The 24266-nt window shown below is 68.3% G+C and carries 23 protein-coding genes; 11 read left to right on the top strand and 12 right to left on the bottom strand.

From position 1 onward, the window contains the following. Positions 1-2: 2 nt before the first annotated feature. The 4 genes from BLV49_RS08930 to BLV49_RS08915 all read right to left on the bottom strand — a co-directional run bounded on the left by BLV49_RS08930 (position 3) and on the right by BLV49_RS08915 (position 2961). Positions 3-728, bottom strand: coding sequence for an ABC transporter permease (locus BLV49_RS08930; RefSeq protein ID WP_091182862.1), 726 nt, complete (start codon positions 726-728; stop codon positions 3-5). Next, positions 725-1414, bottom strand: a complete 690-nt coding sequence (locus tag BLV49_RS08925; RefSeq protein WP_091182857.1) for an ABC transporter permease — start codon at positions 1412-1414, stop codon at positions 725-727. The genes BLV49_RS08930 and BLV49_RS08925 overlap by 4 nt, the downstream gene beginning before the upstream one ends. After that, on the bottom strand, positions 1411-2241 hold the full coding sequence (locus BLV49_RS08920) for an ABC transporter ATP-binding protein (protein WP_091182851.1): 831 nt from the start codon (positions 2239-2241) through the stop codon (positions 1411-1413). The genes BLV49_RS08925 and BLV49_RS08920 overlap by 4 nt, the downstream gene beginning before the upstream one ends. 81 nt (positions 2242-2322) lie before the next feature. Further along, positions 2323-2961 carry a TrmH family RNA methyltransferase gene (locus BLV49_RS08915; protein ID WP_091182848.1) on the bottom strand — a complete coding sequence of 213 codons (639 nt, stop codon included), beginning with the start codon at positions 2959-2961 and terminating at the stop codon, positions 2323-2325. 79 nt (positions 2962-3040) lie between these two features. On the opposite strand from BLV49_RS08915, the gene BLV49_RS08910 reads away from it, so the two are divergent. Both BLV49_RS08910 and BLV49_RS08905 read left to right on the top strand, forming a co-directional pair. Beyond that, positions 3041-4288: an Nramp family divalent metal transporter gene (locus BLV49_RS08910; protein WP_091182845.1), complete on the top strand. Its 1248-nt coding sequence runs from the start codon at positions 3041-3043 to the stop codon at positions 4286-4288. Between the two features lie 65 nt (positions 4289-4353). Then, positions 4354-5001: a metal-dependent transcriptional regulator gene (locus tag BLV49_RS08905; RefSeq protein ID WP_091182840.1), complete on the top strand. Its 648-nt coding sequence runs from the start codon at positions 4354-4356 to the stop codon at positions 4999-5001. 3 nt (positions 5002-5004) lie between these two features. Here BLV49_RS08905 and BLV49_RS08900 read toward each other — a convergent pair whose 3' ends face one another. Further along, positions 5005-7296, bottom strand: coding sequence for an FdhF/YdeP family oxidoreductase (locus tag BLV49_RS08900; RefSeq protein WP_091182837.1), 2292 nt, complete (start codon positions 7294-7296; stop codon positions 5005-5007). After that, positions 7293-8180 (bottom strand): formate dehydrogenase accessory sulfurtransferase FdhD, encoded by an 888-nt coding sequence (gene fdhD / locus BLV49_RS08895; protein ID WP_091187072.1) that lies wholly within the window; start codon positions 8178-8180, stop codon positions 7293-7295. The genes BLV49_RS08900 and fdhD overlap by 4 nt, the downstream gene beginning before the upstream one ends. Positions 8181-8382: 202 nt before the next feature. On the opposite strand from fdhD, the gene BLV49_RS08890 reads away from it, so the two are divergent. Next, positions 8383-9144 (top strand): HAD-IIA family hydrolase, encoded by a 762-nt coding sequence (locus BLV49_RS08890; RefSeq protein ID WP_434061469.1) that lies wholly within the window; start codon positions 8383-8385, stop codon positions 9142-9144. A gap of 6 nt (positions 9145-9150) precedes the next feature. Here the strand turns inward: BLV49_RS08890 and BLV49_RS08885 are convergent, their stop codons facing one another. Genes BLV49_RS08885 through BLV49_RS08875 form a run of 3 tightly spaced genes read right to left on the bottom strand, consistent with a single transcriptional unit; the run spans position 9151 to position 13747 of the window. After that, positions 9151-11010 (bottom strand): hypothetical protein, encoded by a 1860-nt coding sequence (locus tag BLV49_RS08885; protein ID WP_091182830.1) that lies wholly within the window; start codon positions 11008-11010, stop codon positions 9151-9153. Beyond that, the gene (pyrE, locus tag BLV49_RS08880) at positions 11010-11564 is read right to left on the bottom strand and encodes an orotate phosphoribosyltransferase (protein WP_091182827.1); all 555 of its coding nucleotides are present in this window, start codon (positions 11562-11564) and stop codon (positions 11010-11012) included. Before pyrE ends, BLV49_RS08885 begins: the two co-directional genes overlap by 1 nt. Then, positions 11564-13747: an MMPL family transporter gene (locus tag BLV49_RS08875; RefSeq protein ID WP_091182823.1), complete on the bottom strand. Its 2184-nt coding sequence runs from the start codon at positions 13745-13747 to the stop codon at positions 11564-11566. Before BLV49_RS08875 ends, pyrE begins: the two co-directional genes overlap by 1 nt. 105 nt (positions 13748-13852) lie before the next feature. Here BLV49_RS08875 and BLV49_RS08870 point away from each other — a divergent pair, with 105 nt between their 5' ends. Together BLV49_RS08870 and BLV49_RS08865 are read left to right on the top strand one after the other, a co-directional pair. Next, complete coding sequence (locus tag BLV49_RS08870; protein WP_091182819.1) at positions 13853-14710, top strand: exodeoxyribonuclease III; 858 nt, start codon at positions 13853-13855, stop codon at positions 14708-14710. Between the two features lie 19 nt (positions 14711-14729). Continuing rightward, positions 14730-15110 (top strand): hypothetical protein, encoded by a 381-nt coding sequence (locus BLV49_RS08865; protein WP_143034015.1) that lies wholly within the window; start codon positions 14730-14732, stop codon positions 15108-15110. Here BLV49_RS08865 and BLV49_RS08860 read toward each other — a convergent pair whose 3' ends face one another. Continuing rightward, positions 15111-16031 (bottom strand): AEC family transporter, encoded by a 921-nt coding sequence (locus tag BLV49_RS08860; protein WP_091182812.1) that lies wholly within the window; start codon positions 16029-16031, stop codon positions 15111-15113. It abuts the gene before it with no gap. Between the two features lie 80 nt (positions 16032-16111). Between BLV49_RS08860 and BLV49_RS08855 the strand changes: the two genes are divergently transcribed. The 6 genes from BLV49_RS08855 to BLV49_RS08830 all read left to right on the top strand — a co-directional run bounded on the left by BLV49_RS08855 (position 16112) and on the right by BLV49_RS08830 (position 21573). Next, positions 16112-16927: an alpha/beta fold hydrolase gene (locus BLV49_RS08855; protein ID WP_091182808.1), complete on the top strand. Its 816-nt coding sequence runs from the start codon at positions 16112-16114 to the stop codon at positions 16925-16927. A gap of 109 nt (positions 16928-17036) precedes the next feature. Next, positions 17037-17864 (top strand): ABC transporter ATP-binding protein, encoded by an 828-nt coding sequence (locus BLV49_RS08850; RefSeq protein WP_091182805.1) that lies wholly within the window; start codon positions 17037-17039, stop codon positions 17862-17864. A 35-nt stretch (positions 17865-17899) separates the two neighbouring features. After that, positions 17900-18916: an aliphatic sulfonate ABC transporter substrate-binding protein gene (locus BLV49_RS08845; protein WP_091182800.1), complete on the top strand. Its 1017-nt coding sequence runs from the start codon at positions 17900-17902 to the stop codon at positions 18914-18916. After that, positions 18916-19749 carry an ABC transporter permease gene (locus tag BLV49_RS08840; RefSeq protein ID WP_091182798.1) on the top strand — a complete coding sequence of 278 codons (834 nt, stop codon included), beginning with the start codon at positions 18916-18918 and terminating at the stop codon, positions 19747-19749. The genes BLV49_RS08845 and BLV49_RS08840 overlap by 1 nt, the downstream gene beginning before the upstream one ends. A gap of 124 nt (positions 19750-19873) precedes the next feature. Beyond that, positions 19874-20263 (top strand): XRE family transcriptional regulator, encoded by a 390-nt coding sequence (locus BLV49_RS08835; RefSeq protein ID WP_143034014.1) that lies wholly within the window; start codon positions 19874-19876, stop codon positions 20261-20263. 203 nt (positions 20264-20466) lie between these two features. Further along, the gene (locus BLV49_RS08830; protein ID WP_091182790.1) at positions 20467-21573 is read left to right on the top strand and encodes a Glu/Leu/Phe/Val dehydrogenase family protein; all 1107 of its coding nucleotides are present in this window, start codon (positions 20467-20469) and stop codon (positions 21571-21573) included. Between the two features lie 3 nt (positions 21574-21576). Here BLV49_RS08830 and BLV49_RS08825 read toward each other — a convergent pair whose 3' ends face one another. Together BLV49_RS08825 and BLV49_RS08820 are read right to left on the bottom strand one after the other, a co-directional pair. Then, positions 21577-23472, bottom strand: a complete 1896-nt coding sequence (locus BLV49_RS08825) for a YhgE/Pip family protein (protein ID WP_091182786.1) — start codon at positions 23470-23472, stop codon at positions 21577-21579. Then, positions 23469-24128, bottom strand: coding sequence for a P-loop NTPase family protein (locus tag BLV49_RS08820; RefSeq protein WP_091182782.1), 660 nt, complete (start codon positions 24126-24128; stop codon positions 23469-23471). Before BLV49_RS08820 ends, BLV49_RS08825 begins: the two co-directional genes overlap by 4 nt. Positions 24129-24266: the final 138 nt, after the last annotated feature.

Raw genomic sequence — 24266 nt, 5'->3', positions numbered from 1 at the left:
TCTCACGCGGCCTGCGCCGCTGATTGTCGTTTGTTTCCCGTTGTGAGACCTTCTGCTGAGCTTCTGCTTGCCCGGACGCCGCGTGAGACGACTCCGCGCTCGACGAGTGCGAAGAGTCCGTCGACGATGAGCGCAAGCACGGTGACGACGATGGCACCTCCGATCACGGCATCCCAGTGCTTGAGCGAAAGGTTGTCGAAAACATACCGTCCGAGGCCACCGAGCGGAAGGTACGCGGCGATCGTCGCGGTCGCGATGACCTGCAGTGCGGCCGAGCGGATGCCGCTGACGATGAGCGGCATCGCGAGGGGAACCTCCACCTTGAACAGGATCTGCGCCTCCGTCATGCCGACCGCGCGCGCCGCGTCGATCGTCGCCCGGTCGATGGCCTCGATGCCCGAATACGTTCCCGCGAGAAGCGGCGGCACCGCCAGCACGGCGAGCACGATGATGACGGGCGGCAGCCCGATGCCGAGCCACAGCGCGAACAGGAAGAGCAGCCCGAGCGTCGGCAGGGCGCGCAGCGCACCGGTCACTGCGACAGCGAGCGACTTGAGCCTGCCTGTGTGACCGATGTACAGACCGAGCGAGATGCCGGCGAGACCGGCGAAGAACAGGGTGACGATCGTGTACCAGAGGTGCTCGAGGGTGCGCACGGGGATGCCGTTCGCACCAACCCAGTTGGCGGGGTCGACCAGCCATGCGAAGGCCTCGGCGAGCAGACTCATGCGGTCGCCTCCAATCGGGCCACGTCGCGCCGGCGTCGACGGGCGATGCGCGCGTCCGAGCGGGTCCACGGCATGAGGAGACGCCCGAGCACGACGAGGATGGCGTCGAAGACGACAGCCACAACGATCGTCGCGACGATGCCGACGATGATCTCGGTCGGGAAGCTGCGGTTCAGCCCGTCGATGAAGAGGTAGCCGAGGCTCGAGACGCCGATGAGCGAGCCGACGCTGATGAGACTCACGGTACTCGCCGAGACGACCCGGATGCCGGCCAGAAGCACGGGTCCGGCGAGCGGAAGCTCGACGGTCCAGAACCGGCCGACGGGCGCATAGCCGACAGCGACCGCGGACTGTCGCACGTCCGGGTCGACCGAGTCGAAGCCGTCGGTCGCCGACCGTGCCATGAGGGCGATCGCGTAGATCGTCATGGCGACGACGACGTTGAGCGGGTCGAGCTGTCGCGTCCCGAGGATCGCGGGAAGCACGAGGAACAGCGACAGCGACGGGATCGTGTACAGCAGCCCGCAGATCGTGAGCAGCACGCTGCGGGAGATCCTCCAGCGGTGCGCGGCGAGCCCCAGCGGGATCGAGAGGATGAAGCCGAGAATGATCGGCGGGACGCTCAGCCCCACATGGGTGAGGGTGAGTTCCCAGATCTGCGCGAAGTTCGCGAGCACCCAGCTCATGCGGGGCGCGGCTCCTCGTCGCGGAGCACGCCGGCGATGCGCCCCGTCGGGTCGACGGCGACGCGCCGCCCGTCGTGCGTCTGGATCGAGAGGTCGCGCTTGCCGTCGTCGGCGCCGATGAAGTCCGCGACGAAGTCGTTCGCGGGGTGGGCAAGGATCTCGGCCGGGGTGCCAGACTGCACGATGTGGCCGCCGCGCTGCAGGATGACGACGTGGTCGCCGAGCAGGAACGCCTCGTCGATGTCGTGGGTCACGAACACTATCGTCTTGGCGAGCTGCGCCTGGATCCGCAGAAGCTCCTGCTGCAGTTCCCGTCGCACGATGGGGTCGACCGCGCCGAACGGCTCGTCCATGAGCAGGATGTTCGGGTCGACGGCGAGTCCGCGCGCGACGCCGACACGCTGCTGCTGGCCGCCCGAGAGCTGTGACGGGTACCGCTCGGCGAGCGAACGGTCGAGCCCGACGGTGTCGAGCAGCTCGAGCGCCGCCGCATGGGCGTCCTTCCGCTTCACCCCGGTGAGCATGGGCACGGTCGCGACGTTGTCGATGACGGTGCGGTGCGGGAGCAGTCCCGAGTTCTGCATGACGTAGCCGATGCGGCGGCGCAACTGCACGGGATCGACTGTCGCGATGTCGTCATCATCGATGTGGATGCTGCCGCTCGACGGGTCGACCATCCGATTGATCATGCGCAGAATCGTCGTCTTGCCGCATCCCGAGGAGCCGACGAACACGGTGATCTCCCGCGACGGGATGGTGAGGCTGAAGTCCTCCACCGCGCGCGTACCGTCGGGGAAGGTCTTCGAGACAGCGTCGAATCGGATCATGTCGTTCGGACATCCTCCCCGTCGGTGAGTTCCACCCTAGGGAAACCGGGCGACATTCGCCAGAATTCCCAGTAAGCCGACTCAGGCGAATCGCACGTGCTGCATGACCCACGCGTGCATCGCGACCGCTGCGGCCGCTGACGCGTTTATCGAACGCGTCGAGCCGAACTGGCTGATCTCCACGACGGCGTCGCACGCCGCGATCGCCTCAGCCGAGAGCCCAGGGCCTTCCTGCCCGAACAGCATGACGCAGCGCACGGGGAACGCGAACGTCTCGATGATCACCGAGCCGGGCACGTTGTCGATGCCGATGATCGGCACGCCCTGCGCACCTGCCCATGCGACGAGTTCGTCGACCGTCGCGTGGTGCACGACGTGCTGGTAGCGGTCGGTGACCATTGCGCCGCGCTTGTTCCAGCGTCGCCGGCCCACGATGTGCACGGTGTCGGCGGCGAACGCGTTGGCGCTGCGCACGATCGAGCCGATGTTCATGTCGTGCTGCCAGTTCTCGATCGCGACATGGAAGGGATGCCGCTTGGCGTCGAGATCCGCGACGATCGCCTCCATGCGCCAGTACCGATACCGATCGATGACGTTGCGAGTATCGCCGCGCTCGAGCAGCTCGGCGTCGTACTGGTCGCCGGTCGGCCACTCCCCCTGCCAGGGACCCACGCCGTTCGTCGAAAGCTCAGGCGTGGGCGAGGGAGAAGCGTCCGTCATACCTCAACCGTACTGCGGCGACTTCTCACGCTCGCGGCATCCGCTTTTCGGTGTCCCGAAATGGCTGTATGGTTTCGGTATGCCGAAACTTCTAGAGGATGTGGCCCGCAGCCGTCGCCCTCGCGCGCCACGCCTGATCTGGCTGCTCGGCCCCGCTCTCGTCGCGGGCGTCGCATACCTGGATCCCGGCAACGTCGCGAGCAATATGACGGCGGGAGCCCAGTACGGCTATCTCCTCGTGTGGGTCGTCGTCGTCGGAAACGTTATGGCGTGGCTCATCCAGTACCTGTCGGCGAAGCTCGGCGTCGTCACCGGCCGGAGCCTTCCGCAGGTCCTCGGCAGCCGCATCCGACGCCGCCCGGCCCGCATCGCGTACTGGCTGCAGGCGGAGCTTGTGGCGATCGCGACGGACCTCGCCGAGGTCATCGGCGGCGCTGTCGCCCTCAACCTGCTGTTCGGCCTCCCGCTGCTCGCCGGGGCGCTCGTCACGGGCGGCGTGTCGATGGTGCTGCTCGCCGTTCACAATCGGCGCGGCGCGCGCGGCTTCGAGTTCGTCATCATCGGCCTGCTGCTCATCATCGCGATCGGCTTCGGCGTCGGCGTCTTCATCGCTCCCCCCGATCCGGCGTTGACGGCGGCGGGCCTCGTGCCGCGGTTCGAGGGCACGGGCTCGGTGCTGCTGGCCGCGTCGATCCTCGGCGCGACGATCATGCCGCACGCGATCTATGCGCACTCGGCGCTCGCGCGCGATCGCTTCGCGCCGGGCGAGGCCAGGCCGAGCACGCCACGACTGCTGCGGGCGACACGCTGGGACGTGACGGTCGCGATGGCGATCGCGGGCAGCGTGAACCTCGCGATCCTGCTGCTGGCGGCATCCGTTCTGCCCGGTGTCGAAGGAACCGACACGCTCGAGGGCGCGCATGCCGCGATCGCCGCGGGCGTGGGCCCCGTCGTCGCGACGCTGTTCGCGATCGGACTGCTCGCCTCGGGACTCGCGTCGACATCGGTCGGCGCGTACGCGGGCGCCGAGATCATGGCGGGCCTGCTGCACCGGCGCATCCCGCTGCTCGCACGCCGGCTCATCTCCCTCGCTCCCGCCGTCGCGATCGTCGCTTTCGGCGTCGACCCCACGCAGGCGCTCGTTCTCAGCCAGGTCGTGTTGAGCTTCGGCATTCCGTTCGCGCTCGTGCCACTCGTGGCGGTGACGGCGAAGAGCGAGGTGCTCGGCCGATTCGTGAACCGGCGGATCACGACGGCGGCGGGGGTGATCGCGTCGGTGCTGCTCATCGCCCTCAACGGAGCGCTTCTCGTGCTCACGTTCGCCTGAACGTAAGTCACGTGTGTACTGTCTCGTCATCTCCAGACGGCGGCGCCCAGTAGGCTGGAGGCGCCATGAGACCGCCCGCCGCCGTGGTCGAGGACTACCTCAAGACCATCTACTCGCACACCGAGTGGCAGCCTGCCCCGATCACGCCGTCGCAGCTGGCCGCCGCCCTCGGGCTCGCGCCGTCGACGGTGACCGAGATGGTGAAGAAGCTCGCGGCCGCCGGTCTCGTCGACCATGAGCGCTACGGCTCCATCACGCTGAGCAAGGAAGGGCATGCTCAAGCTGTCGCCGTCGTGCGTCGGCACCGGCTCATCGAGACGTGGCTCGTCACCGAAATGGGCTACTCGTGGGACGCCGTGCACGACGAGGCCGAAGTGCTCGAGCACGCGATCAGCGACCGGCTGCTCGATACGATCGACGTGCGGCTCGGTCACCCCGTTCGCGACCCGCACGGTGATCCCATTCCGGATGCCGCCGGGCACGCCGACCGCACCGGATTCGTGCTGCTGGGCGATGCGGTCCCCGGTCATGAGGGAGTCGTGCTGCGCATCAGCGACAAGGACCCCGCACTGCTGCGCTCCCTCGAGCAGCTGGGACTCGACATCGACCACCGGGTGCGCGTGGACGCGCAGCATCCGCTCACCGTCACGGTCGACGGCGCTGCGCTCGAGCTGCCCGCTGAAGCGAGCGCCGCGATCTGGCTGAGCGCCTGAGCCTCACGCGGCTGTCGGCTCCAGTCGCACGATGATCGACTTCGACACGGGAGTGTTGCTGCCGTGGGCGGTGAAGTCGAGCGGCACGAGCACGTTCGCCTCGGGGAAGTACGTCGCGACGCAACCGCGTGCGGTCGGGTATGAGATGACCCGGAAGCCGCGGGCGACGCGGTCGACGCCGTCGGTCCATTCGCCGTGGATGTCGACGGCCTGGCCGTCATCGATGCCGAGCGAGGCGAGGTCGTCGGGGTTGACGAAGATCACCTGGCGGCCGTTCTTGACACCGCGATAGCGGTCGTTGTTGCTGTAGATCGTGGTGTTGAACTGGTCGTGGCTGCGCAGCGACTGCAGGAGCAGCCTCCCCGGCGGCACCTCGATCGTGCGCAGCTCGTTGACCGAGAACTGCGCCTTTCCGCTCGCCGTCGGGAAAGTGCGATTGTCGCGCGGCCCGTGCGGAAGGTCGAAGCCGCCCGGAGCGCGCACCTTCTTGTTGAAGTCGTCGCAGCCGGGCACGACGTTCGCGATGTGCTCGCGGATGCTGTCGTAGTCGTGCTCGAAATGCGCCCAGTCGATGGGACCGCCGGCGCCGAGCACCGCGCGCGCCAGGCGGGTCACGACGGAGACCTCGGACAGCAGGTTCGGCGCGACAGGAGGCAGGTTGCCCTTCGAGGCGTGGATCGCCGCGACGGTGTCCTCGACCGTGACGAACTGCTCCCCCGTGGCCTGCACGTCGATCTCGCTTCGGCCGAGCACGGGCAGGATGAGGGCGCTCTCGCCGATGACGGCGTGGGAGCGGTTGAGCTTCGTGGAGATCTGCACGCTCAGCCGCGTGTTGCGCAGCGCGGCCTCCGAAACGCCCGTGTCGGAGATCGCCTTGACGAAGTTGCCGCCGAGGGCCGTGAGCACCTTCACCTTTCCGTCGCGCATCGCGCGGACGGTTCCCACCGCGTCGAGTCCGGACTCGTGCGGCACCTCGATGCCGAACTCCGCCTCGAGCGCGTCGAGGAACGCGTGCGGCATCTTCTCCCAGATGCCCATCGTGCGGTCGCCCTGCACGTTGCTGTGGCCGCGGATCGGCGAGGCGCCTGCCCCTGGGCGGCCGATGTTGCCGCGCAGCATGAGCAGGTTGATGATCTCCTTGATCGTCGGCACGGCGAACTCGTGCTGCGTGAGCCCCATCGCCCACGTGATGATGACGCGCTCGCTCGTCATGTACCCCTCCGCGAGCTCGTCGATCTCGGCGGAGCTCACGCCCGTGGCATCCAGCACCGTCTGCTCGTCGAGGGTCGAGAGGCTGTCGCGGAACTCCTCGAAGCCGATGCAGTAGCGGTTGATGAAGGCGTGGTCGAGGATGCCGCCGCGCACCGCGTCCGCGTCGATCACGCGCTTGGAGACGGCCTGCAGGAGAGCCATGTCGCCCGCGAGCTTTACCTGGAGGAACTGGTCGGCGAGGTCGGTTCCGCGCCCGATGATGCCGCGCACCTTCTGCGGGTTCTTGTAGCGCTTGAGGCCCGCCTCGGGCAGCGGGTTCACCGCGACGATCTTCGCGCCCGCCTCCTTCGCCTCTTCCAGCGCCGTCAGCATGCGCGGGTGGTTCGTTCCCGGGTTCTGCCCCATGATGATGATCAGGTCGGCCTTGGCGAAGTCCTCGTAGCGCACTGTCGACTTGCCGACGCCCACGGTCTCCCCCATGGCCGCTCCCGTGGACTCGTGGCACATGTTGGAGCAGTCGGGCAGGTTGTTGGTGCCGAAGGCGCGCACGAACAGCTGGTAGAGGAACGCGGTCTCGTTCGCCGTGCGACCGCTCGTGTAGAACGCGGCCTCGTCGGGTGAGTCGAGATCGTGCAGCTCGTCGGCGACGATCTGGAACGCGCGCTCCCAGCTGACCGGACGGTAGCGGTCATCCCCCGGTGCCTTGTACACGGGTTCGGAGAGGCGACCCTGCTGACCGAGCCAGTAGTCGTCGCGCGTCTCGAGGTCGGCGAGCGGGTGCTCGTCCCAGAACTCGCTCTTCACGACGAGGGGCGTCGCTTCCCACACGAACGCCTTCGCGCCGTTCTCGCAGAACTCGAACGTCTTGCGCTCGGGCGGGTCCTCCCACGCGCAGCTCATGCAGTCGAAGCCGTCCTTCTGGTTCATCGTCAGAAGGCCCTTGAGGCTTCGGGTCACGCCGACGTCTTTGAACGCCGGCCCCATGGCGTGGGCGATGCCCGGCACGCCGGCAGCCCAGTCCTTCGGCTTGTCGACTTCGAGATTCGCGTCGGCGGCCTCGCGCCCCTGCTCCTGCTCGCTCACGCCAGCCTCGCTTCCTCGGCGCCCGGCCGCGCGCCGGGCACGACCGCGTGCTCGGCATCCGTCGAATTCGTCACTCTCTCGCGCCCCGCGTAGACGACCATGCGGTTGTCGCGGACGAAGCCGACGAGACCCATGCCCGCGTCCTCGGCCATGGAGACGGCGAGCGACGATGGTGCCGACACGGCTGCGAGCAGCGGGATGCCCGCCATCGACGCCTTCTGCGTGAGCTCGAAGCTCGCGCGGCCAGACACCGCGAGCACGAGACCGCGACCCGGCAGGCGCCCAGCGGCAAGCGCCCAGCCGACGACCTTGTCGACGGCGTTGTGCCGCCCGACGTCTTCGCGGAGCACGAGCATCTCGCCGCTGCGGGTGTCGAAGAGCGCGGCGGCGTGCAGTCCGCCGGTCTTGTCGAACACCGATTGGCCCGCCCGCAGGCGGATGGGCAGCGTCGCGAGGAACGACGCGTCGACGACGGTCGCGTCGTCGTGCACGTCGAAGGCGGAGACGGTGCGCACCGCGTCGATGCTCGCCTTCCCGCACACCCCGCACGAGCTCGTCGTGTAGAACGCCCGCTCGAGCCCCGCATCGATCGGCGGCAGCCGCGGATCGAGCGTCACGTCGAGGACGTTGTAGGTGTTCTCCTCCTCGCCCGCGCAGTGCCGCGCGGCGAGAACGTGGTCCGGCCGGTGGATCACGCCCTCGGAGACGAGGAAGCCCTGCGCGAGCTCGATGTCGTGGCCGGGCGTGCGCATCGTGATCGTAAGCGGGCGATGACCAACCCGGATCTCAAGCGGCTCCTCGACCGCGAGGTAGTCCTCGCGGACGGACACCCGTTCACCCACGGTGATGCGCGCTACTCGTCGTCGAGCTGTGATCCTGCCCACATGCTCAGGTCTAGCATCGAGCCTGTCGAACGGCAACTCCACGCCGGCGGCATACGTCACCATTGTTCTCGTCGCCGAAACGACCTCGCCGCTCGACTGATCGATCGCTCCAGCATAGTGCCGCCTAAACTGGCTGTGTCCCCCTAACCTCGAGGAGATCCAATTGGCGAAACGCGACGATGTCGAATGCTGGCTGACCGACATGGACGGCGTTCTCGTCCACGAGAACCACGCACTCCCCGGCGCTGCGGAGCTGCTTCAGCAGTGGCGGCTGCAGCAGAAGCCGTTCCTCGTGCTTACGAACAACTCGATCTTCACTCCGCGGGATTTGAGCGCCCGACTGCGCGCGTCGGGACTCGACGTCCCCGAGGAGGCCATCTGGACCTCCGCCCTGGCGACGGCGGCGTTCCTCAAGTCGCAGGCGCCGGGCGGTTCCGCGTTCGTGATCGGCGAGGCCGGCCTCACGACCGCACTGCACGAGGCGGGCTTCATCATGACCGAGACGAAACCCGACTTCGTCGTCGTCGGCGAGACCCGCAACTACTCGTTCGAGGCGATCACGAAGGCGATCCGGCTCATCGACGCCGGCTCACGGTTCATCTCCACGAACCCGGATGCCACGGGGCCGAGTTCCGAGGGGGCGCTCCCGGCGACGGGAGCGATCTCCGCGCTCATCACGAAGGCGACCGGTCGCGAGCCGTATGTCGTCGGCAAGCCGAACCCGATGATGTTCCGCTCGGCGCTCAACCGCATCGGCGCGCACTCCGAGAACACGGGAATGATCGGCGACCGCATGGACACCGACGTCGTCGCGGGCATCGAGGCCGGCCTGCACACGATCCTCGTGCTCACGGGCATCAGCGACCAGAACGAGATCGAGAAGTACCCGTTCCGTCCTGACGAGATCCTCGCGGGCGTGCACGAGCTTCTCGACGAGGAGCCTTTCGAGACCGACTCGTACTGAGCCTGCTCAGCCTTCGTCGCCGCCGGCGAGGCTGCCCGTGATCGCGTCGCCCGAGGAGCGGTTGACGAAGCAGTAGTAGTTGCGCTGCCCGTCCTTCCACTGCTCTTCCGTCACCGGGTACGCGCCCTGCACTTGCACGTCGGTGTACGCGCCGGCCTTCGCGAGGTCGATGACTCCGGGTGCGCTGCACAGCAGGTAGATCTGGCTTGCGAGCTCGTCCTGGCCGGGGAACGCCGCGTTCTCATCGTCCGAGACCGGGCCGACGGCGACGAGCTGCGCCGCGTGCGCGCCCTCACAGGAGACGACGGTGAACTTCTCCTCCCACGGGGAGGTATACGGGTCGAGGCATTCTCCACCGCGCAGCTGATCCCAGGCATAGGTGCCGGCGGGCAGCGGTCCCGTCGCGGGGAGCGTCGGGGTGGGCGTCGCCGTCGCCGTCGGTGTCGGCTGCGCTTCGCCGGCGCTGATCATCCCGGGAATGAGCGTGCCGACCCAGAACAGCCCGCCGAGCACGAGCACGGCGATGACCGCGAGGCCGATCATGAGTGCGGGACGGCGCGAGGGCGGCGTGTTCGCGGTGGCGTTCGCTGCGCCGAGGCGGCGCCGCTCGGGGCGCGAGTCCGGAATGTCGCGGGACGGCTTCAGCCGCGGCGGCGGCAGCTGGCGGGCCGGCGTGCGGGGTTCCGGCTCCTCGTCGGGAGGAAGAACGGATGCCGCTTGGCTCGCGCTCGCCGCGGATGCGGAGACGGGCGCGCCGCCCAGCTGCTGCCGCACGTCGACGTCGTCCGCGTCGTCGGGAACGTCCTCGTCGAGCGTCGCGGGGATGCCGGCCGTCGGTTCAGGGTGCGTCTCCTCGGTCTCGACCGGGGGCTCCTCGGCTGGCGCCGGGGCGGGCCGTTCGGGGACGTCGGAGATGCCGAGACGCCGGCCGAGCACGTCGACAATGCCGAGGTCGGGGCCAGCGGCAGACTCCTCGCCAGCCGTGTCGGAGTCTGTTCCCTCACCCTCGCCGTCGAGTGACGACAGTGTCGCCTCGTCGTAGAGGCGGTCGAGGGAGCCGGGGGCGGCGAAGACTCCGGAGAATCGCGGGTCTTCGGGGTCCACTTCCGGCTCGTGGTCGGCGAACGGGTCGAACGCTTGCGTCGGTGTCGGATCATGCGGGATCTCGGCGTGAGCCGGCTCCTGCTCCGGCTGCTGCGGAGCCTGCTCGCGGCGGCGTCCCGACAGCAGTGGGTCCTCGTCGTCGTTCGGGCGGAGGTTCCATGAGAACAGCCCGTCAGCGCTCGGCGCCGTCGCATTCGGAGCCGGCGCGCTCGGTGTCGCGGAGCGGGGCGCGGGCGCGTCGACGACCTGCTCGTCCTCGTCGTCGGTTTCGTCGGACAGCAGCCACGGCTTGTCGTCGGGCTCGTCCGCCGGCTCCGGAGCGTGTGACCGGGTCATCGGGCGCTCGTCTGGCAGCTCGATGCGGTGCGTCTTCACGTCCTCGGGCCGCGCGGGCGGCTTCGTCGACGCGAGCTGCTTGAGGATGTCGTCATCATCGTCGTCGTCCGGCAGCGAAAGCGGGTGTTCGGCGGGGCCGGAGTCGAGGTTCGCGGGACGGATCTCGAAGCCGCCCGTGTCGCCGAGGAGCGGCGGCAGAGTCGGCTCTTCGGCCGACGTGTGCGGGCGTCGGCGACGGAACGCGGCCCCGCGCTTGCGCGGTGCCGGCTCGTCGGCGTCGTTCTCGCCGTCCGACACCGGCTGCTCGGGAACCGCGCCCGTGTCGAGCTGCGACCGGAGCCAGTCGGCTCCGAGGTCGAGCCCGTCGGTGCGGGGTTCGCCGCTGTTGTTGCGGGCCTCGTCGTCGCCCGTGCCGCGCCGTGCCACTATGCCAACCCGAGGTCTTTGAGATCGAGTGCCGCGAAGTACGCGTAGCCCGCGTCTTCGATCACCTCGCGCGCGCCCGTGTTCCGGTCGACGACCACCGCGACGCCCGCGATCTCGGCGCCCGCCTTCTCGAGCGCCTCGATGGCCTTGAGCGGCGATCCGCCCGTCGTCGAGGTGTCTTCGACGACCACCACGCGCTTGCCGGCGACATCCGGCCCCTCGACCTGCCGGCCGCGGCCGTGATCCTTCGGCTCCTTCCGCACGACGAAAGCGTCGAGCGCGACGCCGCGCGCGGCGCCCTGGTGCATGATCGCCGACGCGATCGGGTCGGCGCCCATCGTCAGCCCGCCGACGGCCGACACGTCGGGGATGCCGGCGATGAGGTCGAGCATCACCTGGCCGATCAGCGGCGCCACACGATGGTCGAGGCTCACCTTGCGCAAGTCGACGTAGAAGGTGGCCTTCTTGCCGCTGGTCAGGGTGAATTCACCGTGGAAGACGGCGTCGGCTGAGATGTAGTCGATGAGTTGCTGGCGTGCGTCGGTCACGTCCATCAGTTTAGGGGGCGGGACAGGCGACTTGGCCACCATATGGCCCTGCCGATGTCGTAGCTCAACGCCGGCACGAGCAGGGAGCGCACGATGATCGTGTCGAGAAGCACGCCGAACGCGACGATGAACGAGATCTGCGCGAGGAACAGGATCGGCAGCACACCGAGCGCCGCGAACGTGGCGGCGAGCACGATGCCCGCCGACGTGATCACGCCGCCGGTCGCGACGAGGCCGCGCGTGATGCCTTCCCGCGTGCCGTGCTTCACCGACTCTTCTCGCACACGCGTCATGAGGAAGATGTTGTAGTCGATGCCGAGCGCGACGAGGAACACGAACCCGAACATCGGCACACTCGGGTCGGCGCCGGGGAACTGGAAGAGGCCGTTGAACACGAGCGAGGACACGCCGAGCGCGGCGGCGAACGAGAGCACGACGGTGAGCACGAGAAGCACGGGAGCGAGGATCGAGCGCAGCAGAAGCATCAGGATCACGAGGATCACGACGAGAACGAGCGGGATGATGAGGTTCCGGTCGTGCGTCGCAGCGTCGTTCGTGTCGATAGCGGTCGCGGCGACGCCGCCGATGAGAACAGCGTCGCTCCCCGAGTCGGGCAGCGCCGAGCGCAGCTCCCGCACGGTGTCCTCGGCCTCGACCGAGTCGCCCGGGCCGTCGAGCGTCGCCTCGAGCATGATCTTCCCGTCGATGACGGTCGGCTCAGCTGTGACCGGGCCATTTTTCCCGAACGCGGGCTTGATGCCGTCCGCGGTGACTTGCGCGGTGCCGCTCGCCGCGTCGGCGGTGACGACGGCGAGGGAGTCGACGCCGTCCGTGTCGAGCACCGTCTTGGCGACCTCGTCGAGGCGGTCCTCCGGCGCGACGATGACCGCGGGCGTGCCGGATCCGCCCGGGAAGTGGTCGTCGAGCACGGCCTGTCCCTCGCGCGCCTCCGAGTAGCCGGTCACGAATTCGCTCTGCGAGACGCCGTCCGCCTTAAGGCCGACGAGTCCGACGGATGCCGCGGCCAGAACAAGCGCGCACGCGACCCAGACGGTGCGCGGCCGACGCGAGACGAGGCGTGCCGCCGCGGGCCAGAGTCCCTTCGCCGAGGCGTCGACGGCGTGCTTGTGCTCGCTGCCGTACACCGGGCGGATCGGCCAGAACGCCACGCGCCCCGCCCAGAGCAGCAGCGCGGGCAGGAGCGTGAGTGCCGCGATGAGGGCGAATACGATGCCGATGGCGGCGACGGGTCCGAGCGCCTTGTTGGAGTTCAATTCACTGAACAGAAGGCACAGCAGCCCGGCGATGACGGTGCCTCCGGAGGCGAGGATCGCCGGGGTCGAGCCGCGCAGCGCCGTCCACGTCGCGTCCCACTTGCGTTCGTGCTCGCGCAGCGCCTCCCGGTATCGGGAGACGTAGAGGAGGGAGTAGTCGGTCGCGGCGCCGATGACGAGGATCATGAGGATCCCCTGCGTCTGGCCCGACAGCACGAGCACGTCGGCCTTCGCGAGCTGCACGACGACGAAGATCGCCGCTGTGAGCGCCATCATGCTCGTGCCGAGAACGATGAGCGGAAGCAGCGGAGATCGGTACACGATGATGAGGATGACGAGAACGACGCCAAGCGCGACGGCGAGAAGGAGCCCGTCGAGACCGCTGAAGGCGTCGACGATGTCGGCCGACAGACCGGCGGGTCCCGTGACGGCGGCGCTCAATCCTTCGGGCGTGTGGTCAGCCAGGTAGCCGCGCAATTCGGCGACGGTCTCGTTGCGCTCACCTTGCGCGTCGATCGAGACGACGATCTCGACCGCTTCGCCGTCTTCGGAGTCGATGGCCGGTGAGACTCCGTTGTCGACGACGCCGTCGATCGTCGCGACGTGGTCGATGATGTCGCCGATCGCCTCGTGATCGGCATCCGTCACGCCGCCATCGCGCTCGAAAACGATGAGCGCCGGGATGACGTCGTCGCCTCGGAACTCGGTCTGCAGCTCGCTCACGCGCGTCGCGTCGGCGCTCGCGGGCAGGAACTGCGCCTGGTCGTTCTCGGCGACGTCGTTGACCTCCCCGAACGCGGAGCCTCCGGCCGCGCCGACGGCCAGCCACGCGAGGATGAGCGCGACGGGAATCAGAACGCGAAGCCAGCGCGGTACTGAACGGCGAGCGCGGGCGCCCTCGGAGGTGTGGGACATTCGAAATCCTTCGTGTGACGGATGTGGGGACTGTTCCACGGTAGGTTCGCTCCCCCGCCAGTCACGTCACCCGAAAGTTTGAACTCGGCCCGGTAGCGTTGGAGCATGCGCATCGCCACCTGGAATGTGAACTCCATCCGCACCCGAGTCGGCCGGGTCGTCGACTGGCTCGTCCGCGAAGACATCGACGTTCTCGGCATGCAGGAGATCAAGTGCCGCCCCGACCAGTTCCCGGTCGAGGCGTTCGAGCACGCGGGCTACGACCTGCAGATCCACGGGCTCAACCAGTGGAACGGCGTCGCCTTCGCAAGCCGTCTGCCGATGCGCGACGTCGAGAAGGGGTTCCCGCAGATCCCCGGTTTCGGCAAGCCGCCCGTGATCGAGCACGATCTCGACGGCGCCGGCCTGCCGGTCGAGGCGCGGGCGCTCGGCGTCACGGTCGACGATGTGCGCCTGTACAGCCTGTACGTACCGAACGGACGCTCGCTCGACGACCCGCACTATCTCTACAAGCTGGACTGGCTCGCGAAGCTGCGCGACGCCGTCAACGGACAGCTCGCGGCGCAACCCGACCTCGCGCTCGCGCTCATGGGCGACTTCAACATCGCGCCGCTCGATTCCGACGTCGGCGACCCCTCGTTCGCGCCGGGCGTCTCCACCCACATCTCCCCTCCCGAGCGGGCGGCGTTCGCGGCGCTCGAGGCGGCGGGCCTTCAGGACGTCGTGCGACCGCTCGTGCCCGAGGGCTTCACGTTCTGGGACTACAAGCGCCTGCGCTTCCCCCGCAACGAGGGCCTGCGCATCGATTTCATCCTCGGCTCGCACGCCTTCGCCGATCGGGTGACGGATGCCGCCATCCACCGCAATGAGCGCAAGGGCGATGCGCCAAGTGACCACGTTCCCGTCGTCGTCGAGATCGAGTCGGACGTCGAGGATGACGACATGCCGATGATCTTTGGCTGACGGTTGCTATGCTCGCGCCATGACAGCGCCGACCGCAGCAGAACGGGGTCCGCGCCGGCTGTCGGGCTCGTCCAGGGGCTGGGATGTCGGCATCTCCGTGACCGTGCTGTGCCTCGGCGCGGTTGTGCTGTGCGTCACGTTCCTGCTCGCGCTGTTCGGCATCCTGCTGACGACCTCGTGCGACGGCGCATGCCGGCTCGGGATGTTCACGCTCGGCTGGCTCGCCGCGATGATCGTGCCGTTCGTGCTGCTCGTCGCGGGAGCAATCTGGTCCGTCGTGCGCATGATTCGAGCGCAGCGGGCCCTCGTTGTCGCGATTGCGACGATCCTCCTCGCGTTCGCGGCGTGGTGCGGCGGGATGGCCCTCATGATCGGCGCGGTTCCCGGGCTCACGTTCTGATCACGCGAGCGTCGCGGCGATCACGATCAGCACGGGGATGGCGGTGACCGTCGTGACAAGGATCGTGTCGCGAGCGAGAACCTGCCCCGTGTCGTACCGCGCCGCGTAGTTGAACACGTTCTGCGCCGTGGGCAGCGCGGCGAGCGCCGTCGCAGCGAAGAGCGCGTGCCCGTCGAGGCCGAAGACGAACCGGCCGACGACGAACGCGACGAGCGGCATCGCTATCGACTTGAGCGCCGAAGCGACGAAGACCCGGCTCCGACCGGTGCCCGCTCGCAGGGGGCGCTGCCCCGACAGCGACATCCCGAACGCGAGCAGCATCATGGGCACGGAGGCGCCGCCGATGAGCTCGAAGGGCGCGTAGACAGCATCGGGAAGCTGGACACCCGTCGCAGCGATGATCACGCCCGCGACCGAGGCGATGATCATGGGGTTGCGCAGCGGCTGAGTCAGGATCGCGCCAAGCGAGGCCTTTCCCGATTGGGAGACGTCGAGAACGGCGAGCGCGAGCGGCGCCAACACGATGAGCTGCAGAAGGAGGAGAGGCGCGACGAACTGGGCGTCACCGAGCACGTACACGGCGACGGGAAGGCCGATGTTGTTGGCGTTGACATAGCCGGAGCCGAGGGCGCCGATCGTGGTCTCGCCCACCGGCCGGCGCCAGACCAGCAGGTTGAGGATCACGTAGACGAGCGCCATGGAGACCGCGGCGATGAGGGCGATCCACACGAACGCCGAGAACACGACCCCGATGTCCGCCTTCGCGAGCACGTGGAACAGCAGAGCGGGGTTGGCGATGAAGAACGCCAGGTGTTGAATCGTCGGTCCCGCGTTCGGTCCGCCGATCTGCAGGCGACCGGCGAGGAACCCGACGGCGATGACGATGCCGATGATCGCGAATCCCGTCAGTACCCCTGCCACCGTTTGAGCCTACTGGCAATCGCGTGCCGCTCCTGGCACGGGGTCTACCGACGCGCTCCGGCCTGGCGTAGGCTCGCACCATGCCCCACGCGGACGTGCCGGGCGGCCGGCTCTACTACGAATTGGACGGAGAGGCGTCGAGGCCGACGCTTCTGCTCATCCACGCGGGCATCGCGACTCTGCGCATGTGGGACCCGATCATCGACGCTCTCGCCTCCACGCATCACATCGTGCGCTTCGATACACGCGGCTTCGGTGAGAGCGAGTCGGAGGACATCGAATTCTCGAACCGCGACGACGCGCTTCGGCTGCTCGACCAGCTCGACGTCGAGAGGGCGACCGTCGTCGGCGCCGCGCGCGGCGGCCAGATCGCCATCGACCTCGCGGTCGAGCACGGTGATCGCCTCGCCGGCCTCGTCGCAGTCGGCGCGAACATCAGCGGCTTCCCCGAGGTCGAGCTGTCCGATGCGGAGGAAGCCCTGTTCGAAGACCTCGATGAAGCGTGGCAGAACAGGGACTGGCCCGTGCTCATGGACACGGAAGTGCGCATGTGGGCCGTCGGCCCCGGCCGGGACCCCGACGACATCGACCCCGACTTCCTCGAGGCGGCGCGCAAGCTCAACCGATTCAACATCGCGCGCATCGAGCAGAGCCCGATCCCGCGGCCCCTCGAGCCGCCCGCGTTCGATCGCGTCGTCGACATCGACGTGCCCGCTCTCGTGGTCGTCGGGGAGCACGACCTGACGCCGACGCTCGTGCAATTCGAGTACCTCGCCGAGCAGATCTCTCACGCGGACACCTGCCGCCTCGACGACACGGCGGGCCTTCCGACGGTCGAGCGCCCGGGCGCCTTCCTCGCCTGTCTCGAGCCTTGGCTCGAGCGCCACAGTCTCTGAGAGGCTGCACGAGCCGATTCGGCGTGCTCTGTTACGCACTGTGTCATCGAGCGTTTCGCGGTCGACGACCCCTCAGTAGCGTTGAGGAAATCGAGCCCCAGGGAGCAGCATGTCCACGACGATCGCCGACCGTCCGGTCGCATCGCGGCACAGCGAAACGGCCCTCAGCGTGTCGTTCGCGGGACTCGGCCGCACCTTTCCGCCGCGCACGGCGAAGGGCGCCCCTCACACGGTACTGCGCGACATCGACCTCGCCGTCCGACCGGGCGAAGTCGTTGCGATTCTCGGTTCAAGCGGATGCGGTAAGTCCACGCTCCTGCGCATCGCGGGTGGTCTCGACTCCGCGACGCACGGCAGTGCCCTGATCGATGGTCGGCCCGTCACCCGCTTCGACGCGCGCACCGCCGTCGGCTTCCAGGAGCCGCGCCTTCTGCCCTGGCGCAGCATCACCGACAACGTGGCCCTCGGCCTTCCGCCGCGCACGCCGAAGGCGATTGGCCGCGCCCGAGTCGACCGGCTCATCGGTCTCGTCGGCCTTGGCGACTTTCACGGTCACCGTCCGCGCGAGATCTCAGGCGGCATGGCACAGCGCGCCTCGCTCGCCCGTGCCCTCGCTCGCAACCCCGGTGTCCTCCTGCTCGACGAGCCGTTCGGCGCCCTCGACGCGCTCACGCGCCTCCAGATGCAGCAGCTGCTGCTCGAGGTGCACGCGGCCGAGCCGACCACGATCCTTCTCGTCACCCACGATGTGGACGAGGCTCTGCATCTCGCCGACCGCGTCGTGCTTCTCGGCAGGGACGAGCACGTTGAAGGCGCCCGCGTGCTCGAAGTCTTCGACATCCCCGGCGAGCGCCCTCGGGACCGCAGCTCTCTCGATCTCGGCGAGCTTCGCCGCCGAATGCTTTCCGGGCTCGGCGTCACCGAGTCCGGCCGCTGATCCCTTCGACACCCCTCACGAAGCAAGGAACAACTATGTCCAGAATCCGCACAGCAGCCGCGATCGCCGGCCTGGCAGCATCCGCTCTTCTCCTCTCCGGCTGCGCCGCCGGAGAATCGAGCGCCAACGAGAAAGCCTCCGACGGCGGCACTCTCAACATCGACTTCGCGACGTACAACCCGCTCTCGCTCATCATCAAGGAGAAGGGTTGGCTCGAAGACGCCCTCGCGGACGATGGCGTCACCGTGAACTGGGTGCAGTCTGCCGGCTCGAACAAGGCCAACGAGGCGCTGCGCACTGAATCGATCGACGTCGGCTCGACGGCCGGCTCCGCTGCGCTGCTCGCCCGCGCAAACGGCTCGCCGATCAAGACGATCGACTTGTATTCGCAGCCGGAATGGTCGGCGCTTGTCGTCGGCCCCGACTCCGACATCACCGAAGCGTCGCAGCTCAAGGGAAAGAAGAGCGCCGCGACGAAGGGGACGGACCCGTACTTCTTCCTGCTGCAGGCCCTCGAGGCGAACGGGCTCTCGCCCGAGGATGTGACGATCGAGAACCTGCAGCACGCGGACGGCTGGGGCGCGCTGCAGAGCGGCTCCGTCGACGCCTGGGCGGGACTTGACCCGATCATGGCCGGAGCGGAGAAGGACGGCGCAAAGCTCATCTACCGCAACCTCGACTTCAACACGTACGGCTTCCTCAACGCCACCGAGTCCTTCCTGAAGGAGCAGCCGGAGGTGGCGCAGACCGTCGTCAACGCCTACGAGCACGCTCGCGCCTGGGCCGCGGAGAACCCCGAGGAGACGGCGCAGATCCTCGCGGACGTCGCGGGACTCGACCTCGACGTCGCGACGACCGTGATCAGGGAGCGCTCGAACCTCGACGTCGATCCCGTCCCTGGTCAGAAGCAGCTCGACGTTCTCACGGTCATCGGCCCCGTGCTCGTGGAGATCGGCGATGTCGACTCGCAAGAGCAGGTCGATGACGCGCTCAACACGCTTCTCGACCCGAGCTTCGTCGAGAAGGCCGACGCCTCAGCGATCGCGGACTGATGTCGACGCTGCTGACGCCCGAGAGGGCGGCGGGCGAGCGCCCCGCCGCCCTCAGGGGCGAGCGACTTCGCGCCGTTCTCGGCCGACGCTGGTTCGTCATCGTCGGCGGACTCGTCATCCCGGTGATCGCCCTCACCGTCTGGCAGCTGGTCTCGGCGCTCGAACTGTTCCCGGTCTCACAGTTGCCGTCGCCCGCAATGGTGTGGAATTCGCTCCTCGACATGGCCGAGCGCGGCTGGCTCGCACAGGACGTGGCGATCTCGGCGCAGCGCGTGATCATCGGATTCCTCATCGGAGCGGCGCTCGGCCTTCTGCTCGGAGCGATCGTCGGGTTGTCCCGGCTGGGCGATATCCTCCTCGCCCCGACGCTCGGTGCCATCCGGGCCGTGCCCTCGCTCGCGTGGATACCGCTGCTCATGATCTGGCTGAAGATCGGCGAGGATTCGAAGATCACACTCGTCGCGATCGGCGCGTTCTTCCCCGTCTACACGACGGTCGCCTCGGCCCTGCGACATGTCGACCGACAGCTTGTCGAAGCTGCGCGGGCGTTCGGGCACACGGGTCTCAAGCTGTTCACGACGGTTCAGCTGCCGGCGATCATCCCTTCCGTCGTGTCGGGTCTGCGCCTCGCGCTCGCGCAGGCCTGGCTGTTTCTCGTGGCGGCGGAGCTCATCGCCTCGTCGATGGGGCTCGGCTTCCGGCTCATCGACTCGCAGAACAACGGCCGAGTGGACCGCATCTTCCTCTTGATCATCATCCTCGCCGTTCTCGGCAAGGCGACGGACGCCCTCATCGGCGTCTTCGAGCGGCAGGTGCAGAAGCGGCTCGGTTGAGCGTTACTTCCGCGATGCCACGTCGCGTACTTCTCGGACCACGAGTCGCGGTTGTCCCGTACGGACATTTTGCGGACATTTTCCGGTCAGAGAGGTACCCTGAGCGCGGAGAAGGTGAAGCAACATGGCGAGTGCCCTAACAACGCCCGCTCCGCGTCGTAAGCGCCAGCAAGCACATGTGCGAGCCGTTGAGGCGGATCTCGGACCAGCCGTGAAATCGTTGGTGGACACACTCGGTAAAGCGCTCGTGGCCGTGATCGTAGGCCGCGACGTCAAGACGGTTTCGCGCTGGGCCGCGGGACAGGGTCCAAGCGGAAACGATGAACAGCGTCGGATAATTGACACTCTTCAGATCGTCGAACTGATGCTGATCGGCGATTCGCCGTCAGTGGTTCGCGCATGGTTCATGGGCATGAACCCACAATTGGACGATGAGAGCCCAGCCGAGGTCCTAGCTGAGGGGCGAGCCCGCGAGGTCATGCGTGCCGCTCGCGCTTACATGGACGTGGGTTGAGCAGTAATGGTCAGTCCCGCACTCATCGAGCCAACGGGCGACCTTTTCGTGTAGAGCGTTTGATCCCCGCACGTCAGGCGAACCTCGGCTGACGGTGGCCTTTCGCGGACTCGTGCGCGACACTTGAAGTGCATGCGACACCATCCACGTCGTATGCAGGCCCTTACTCGGGGCCGCGAAAATCGCCCACAAGGAGATTGACAATGTTGTCACCCACGTCGCACACGACCGTGTCCGCACCCCACAGCACCGACGCCTTCGGCTCCGACGAGCTTGAGCATGAGCGGGTCCTCATCACCCGCGGAACTCGCTCCGGACTCACCGTCAGCGTCGCCGTCCATTCCACTCGACTTGGCCCTGCACTCGGCGGCGCCCGCATCTGGCACTATCGCAGTTGGCGTGAAGCCCTCGCCGATGCACTCCGCCTCTCGGAGGGCATGACGCTCAAGAACGCGGCCGCTGGCCTTCCCCGCGGCGGCGGCAAGTCCGTCGTCTACGTACCCGAGGGCACCGTTCTGGATGCCGAGCGCAAGCGCGCCGCGATGCTCGACCTCGGCGATGCCGTCGAGACCCTCGGCGGCAGCTACTACACCGCCGAGGACGTCGGCACCTCCGCCGACGACATGGCCACAGTCGCCGAGCGCACCGACTTCGTGTGCGGCCTCCCCGCCGATCGCGGCGGCGTCGGCGAGCCGAGCGATGCGACGGCGGCGGGCGTGTACTCCGCTGTCACGGCGACGCTCGACACGGTGTTCGGCAGCCCGCTCGTCGATTCCCGCCGCGCCGTCATCTCTGGTCTCGGGCAGGTCGGCGGACGTCTCGCCCGCCGCCTCGCCGCCGAGGGCGCCCGTCTCATCGTCACGGACGTGAACCCGGCCAGGCGCGAGTTCGCCGAGGAGATCGGCGCGAGCTGGATCGAGCCGGGCGACGAGCACCAGTTCGAGACCGACCTGTTCATCCCCTGCGGCGTCGGCGGCGCGCTGAGTCCCGAGGTGATCGCGGCACTGCGCTGCCGCGCCGTCGTCGGGGCCGCGAACAACCAGCTCGCCCAACACGACGGGGCCGAGCAGCTCGCCGCGCGTGGCATCCTCTGGGCTCCCGATTTCATCGTCAACGCGGGAGGCGTGATCTACATCGACATGGCTTCGCAGCCGGGCGCCGATCGCGCCGCGATCGAGCAGCGCGTCGCCCACATCGGCGACACCGTGCGCGCGGTCTTCGCTCAAGCGAACGCGGAGGGCATCACGACACTCGAGGCGGCCGAGCGGCTCGCTCGCGCCCGCCTTGACGCCATGCCCGTCGGAGTCTGAACCCTAGCCGATAAGGCTCGGCTCGAGGTCGCGCATGGTGCGGAATCGCGTCATGCGCGACACCCCGAGCGCCGTGAGAACGAGGGCGCCGACGAGCCACGCGACGAGCACCATCGCGTCCTGGCCGGCGGCAGCGTAGTTTCCGCCGTACATGAACTGCCGCAATGCATCGACCGTGTATGGCATCGGGAACGCGAAGTGCAGCGCCCGCAACGGCTCCGGCAGCGTCTGCCAAGGGAACGTGCCGCCCGCCGTGACGAGTTGCACGACCATGAGCACGAGCCCGAGGAACTGCCCGACGCTGCCGAACCACACGTTCAGCGCCAGGATGATCGCCGCGAACGTGATCGAGGACAGCGCCATGATCCCGAACGCGCCCCACGGCTGATGCACGCCGAAGCCGAGCGCACCCGAGACGATGAAGTACAGCGCCACCATCTGGATCGCGCCAAGCAGCGCCGGCGTCAGCCACCCGGCGAGAGTCGTTCGGATGGGCGTGTGCATGGCGGTGATCGCGCGCTTCGACACCGGTTTGATGATGAGGAACAGCGCGTAGATGCCGATCCACGCGGCGAGCGCCACGAAGAAGGGGGCGAGGCCCGCGCCGTACGTGCCGGCCTTCGTCACAGCGGCCGTCGACACGTCGACCGGATCGGCGATGGTCTTCGCCTGCTGGTCGCGCAGGTCCTTTGACGAGTCCGGAATGCGATCCACCCCGTCCTGCAGCCCGTCACGCAGCTGGCCAGCACCATCCACGAGCGAGGCGAGCCCGTCCCGAAGCGTCGCCGCGCCGTCGGCGGCGGAGTGAGCACCGTCATCGAGGGTCGCGGCGCCCGTGGCCGCGTCGCTGATCGCGCTCGTGAGCGCCGGCATCGCGTCGGCGAGCGCGTCCGCGCCGTCCGCCACCTGCCGGGCGCCGCCGGACAAGTGGTCGATCTGCGTCGTCGTCGATTGCACGGTGCTGTTGACCTGCTGCGCCTTCGCGCCGAGCGGATCGAGAGCGGCGAGCACCCGAGCGATCTGCCCATCGTCGAGGCCCTGCTCGCGCAGTCGGTTCTCGATGTCGGCGCGCACGCTCGGGAGGGTGGAGGTGAAATCGTCGGATGCCGCCGCGACGGCGTCCGCGGCATCCGCGATCTTCTGGTTCCCTGCTGACACCTGCGAGGCGCCGTCCGCGAGCTGCCGCGTCTGCGAGGGAAGTCCGGCGGTCTTCGACTCGAGTTCCCCGAGCCCGCTCGCAAGCGTCGCGGTTCCCTCGGCGAGTTCCGCCGTGCCGTCCGCGAGGTCGCTGGATCCGTCCTGCGCCGCGGCCGCGCCGTCGTAGATCTGGTTCGCGCCGTCCACGGCGGTGACGAGCGAGGTGCGGATCTCAGCGATCGAGTCGAGCAGGTAGCCCGCGGCCTGCTCGTTGACCTTCTGCACGATCGACGCCTTGATGGTCTTGATCGCCGTCTCGCCGATCGTGGAGGCGAGGTAGCTGTTCGCATCGTTCGTCGTGAGGATCACCTCGGCCTGACGCGGTTCGTCGCCCTGCGACGAGACGAGCGCCTGGGAGAAGTCGGCCGGGATCGTGACCGAGAAGTCGAAGTCGCCGTTCGAGACGCCGTTGCGCGCGGAGTTCGCGCTCACCCGGCTCCAGCCGAAGGTGCCGTCGTCGAGGAGTTCCTCGGCGATCTCGTCCCCGTAGTTCGTGTACGCGCCGTTCACCTGGGCGCCCTCGTCGTCGACGACGAGGGCCACGGGCACCTGGTCGAGGTTCTCGTAGGGGTCCTGGTTCGCCCAGAGGTAGAGCCCGCCGTAGAGCAGGGGCACGATCATGAGGGCGAGCAGCGCGAGCTTCGCCATTCGCGTCGCCGTCAGCCGGGCGAACTCGGCGCGAATCATCGAGACGATCTTCACTGCAGTTCTCCCGTCTCGAACAGGGGCACCCTGTCCGCCGCGACCGTGTCGCTCACGTCATCGCCCGGCATCGCGTTGATGGCGGCGGCCGAGGAATATCCGGCGATCACGAGCACGCCGAACCCGCGGGCCGCGAACGTGCGGCACACCCGCCACCACTCGGCGGGGTCCCCGCCGTGCCGGTCGGGAGAGACAAGCACGATCGCTTGCACGCCCGGCCGCCGAGAGGCGAGCTCGAGCAGCATGCGCACACGTTCGGTGGGTGCGAGCTGCGCCACGTCGAGCCGAGCGACAGCGGTGAGGTGCAGCTCCTCGAGCGCGCGCCGCGCCGCGAGCGGGTGCGCGGGAAGGCCGGCGAACATGAGCTCTTCGCTCACGACGCGCGACACCGGCACGTTGGGCGCGGGCTCGCTGATCTCCGGCGCGTCGACGAGAGCGACCGCATCGCGAAGCTTCCGCGGCGACGGCTCGCCGTCGATCGTGACGGTGCCCGAGGTCGGCTTCATCCTCCCCGCGGCGATGAGGCCAAGCACGGTCGGTCGCTGCTCGGTCTCCGCACGCACAAACGTTGCGTGCTCCGACTGCACGGTCAGGGACGTCGCCGGCAGGATCTCGCCGTTCTTCCCCTTGGTGACGTGATTCAGCTCGATGCGCATGGAAGGATCCTCGCTCGTCAGTGGTCAACCTTGTTAAAGTACTCCGCACTCGCACGGGAGAGCGCCTGCGCGCCTGGTCCTGCACGAACGTGCACTCACTCGAGGTTCGTTCACGGCCAGCCTCACGTCCACACCCCG

Source organism: Paramicrobacterium humi, from assembly GCF_900105715.1.
GTDB lineage: Bacteria > Actinomycetota > Actinomycetes > Actinomycetales > Microbacteriaceae > Paramicrobacterium > Paramicrobacterium humi.
This window is presented reverse-complemented; position numbering and strand designations above follow the sequence as displayed.

Bases quoted from the DNA above. Each gene is read 5' to 3' on its own strand.
- BLV49_RS08930 (WP_091182862.1), bottom strand. From the start codon at position 728: ATGAGTCTGCTCGCCGAGGCCTTCGCATGGCTGGTCGACCCCGCCAAC.
- BLV49_RS08925 (WP_091182857.1), bottom strand. From the start codon at position 1,414: ATGAGCTGGGTGCTCGCGAACTTCGCGCAGATCTGGGAACTCACCCTC.
- BLV49_RS08920 (WP_091182851.1), bottom strand. From the start codon at position 2,241: ATGATCCGATTCGACGCTGTCTCGAAGACCTTCCCCGACGGTACGCGC.
- BLV49_RS08915 (WP_091182848.1), bottom strand. From the start codon at position 2,961: ATGACGGACGCTTCTCCCTCGCCCACGCCTGAGCTTTCGACGAACGGC.
- BLV49_RS08910 (WP_091182845.1), top strand. From the start codon at position 3,041: ATGCCGAAACTTCTAGAGGATGTGGCCCGCAGCCGTCGCCCTCGCGCG.
- BLV49_RS08905 (WP_091182840.1), top strand. From the start codon at position 4,354: ATGAGACCGCCCGCCGCCGTGGTCGAGGACTACCTCAAGACCATCTAC.
- BLV49_RS08890 (WP_434061469.1), top strand. From the start codon at position 8,383: ATGGACGGCGTTCTCGTCCACGAGAACCACGCACTCCCCGGCGCTGCG.
- pyrE (WP_091182827.1), bottom strand. From the start codon at position 11,564: ATGGACGTGACCGACGCACGCCAGCAACTCATCGACTACATCTCAGCC.
- BLV49_RS08875 (WP_091182823.1), bottom strand. From the start codon at position 13,747: ATGTCCCACACCTCCGAGGGCGCCCGCGCTCGCCGTTCAGTACCGCGC.
- BLV49_RS08870 (WP_091182819.1), top strand. From the start codon at position 13,853: ATGCGCATCGCCACCTGGAATGTGAACTCCATCCGCACCCGAGTCGGC.
- BLV49_RS08865 (WP_143034015.1), top strand. From the start codon at position 14,730: ATGACAGCGCCGACCGCAGCAGAACGGGGTCCGCGCCGGCTGTCGGGC.
- BLV49_RS08855 (WP_091182808.1), top strand. From the start codon at position 16,112: ATGCCCCACGCGGACGTGCCGGGCGGCCGGCTCTACTACGAATTGGAC.
- BLV49_RS08850 (WP_091182805.1), top strand. From the start codon at position 17,037: ATGTCCACGACGATCGCCGACCGTCCGGTCGCATCGCGGCACAGCGAA.
- BLV49_RS08845 (WP_091182800.1), top strand. From the start codon at position 17,900: ATGTCCAGAATCCGCACAGCAGCCGCGATCGCCGGCCTGGCAGCATCC.
- BLV49_RS08840 (WP_091182798.1), top strand. From the start codon at position 18,916: ATGTCGACGCTGCTGACGCCCGAGAGGGCGGCGGGCGAGCGCCCCGCC.
- BLV49_RS08835 (WP_143034014.1), top strand. From the start codon at position 19,874: ATGGCGAGTGCCCTAACAACGCCCGCTCCGCGTCGTAAGCGCCAGCAA.
- BLV49_RS08830 (WP_091182790.1), top strand. From the start codon at position 20,467: ATGTTGTCACCCACGTCGCACACGACCGTGTCCGCACCCCACAGCACC.
- BLV49_RS08820 (WP_091182782.1), bottom strand. From the start codon at position 24,128: ATGCGCATCGAGCTGAATCACGTCACCAAGGGGAAGAACGGCGAGATC.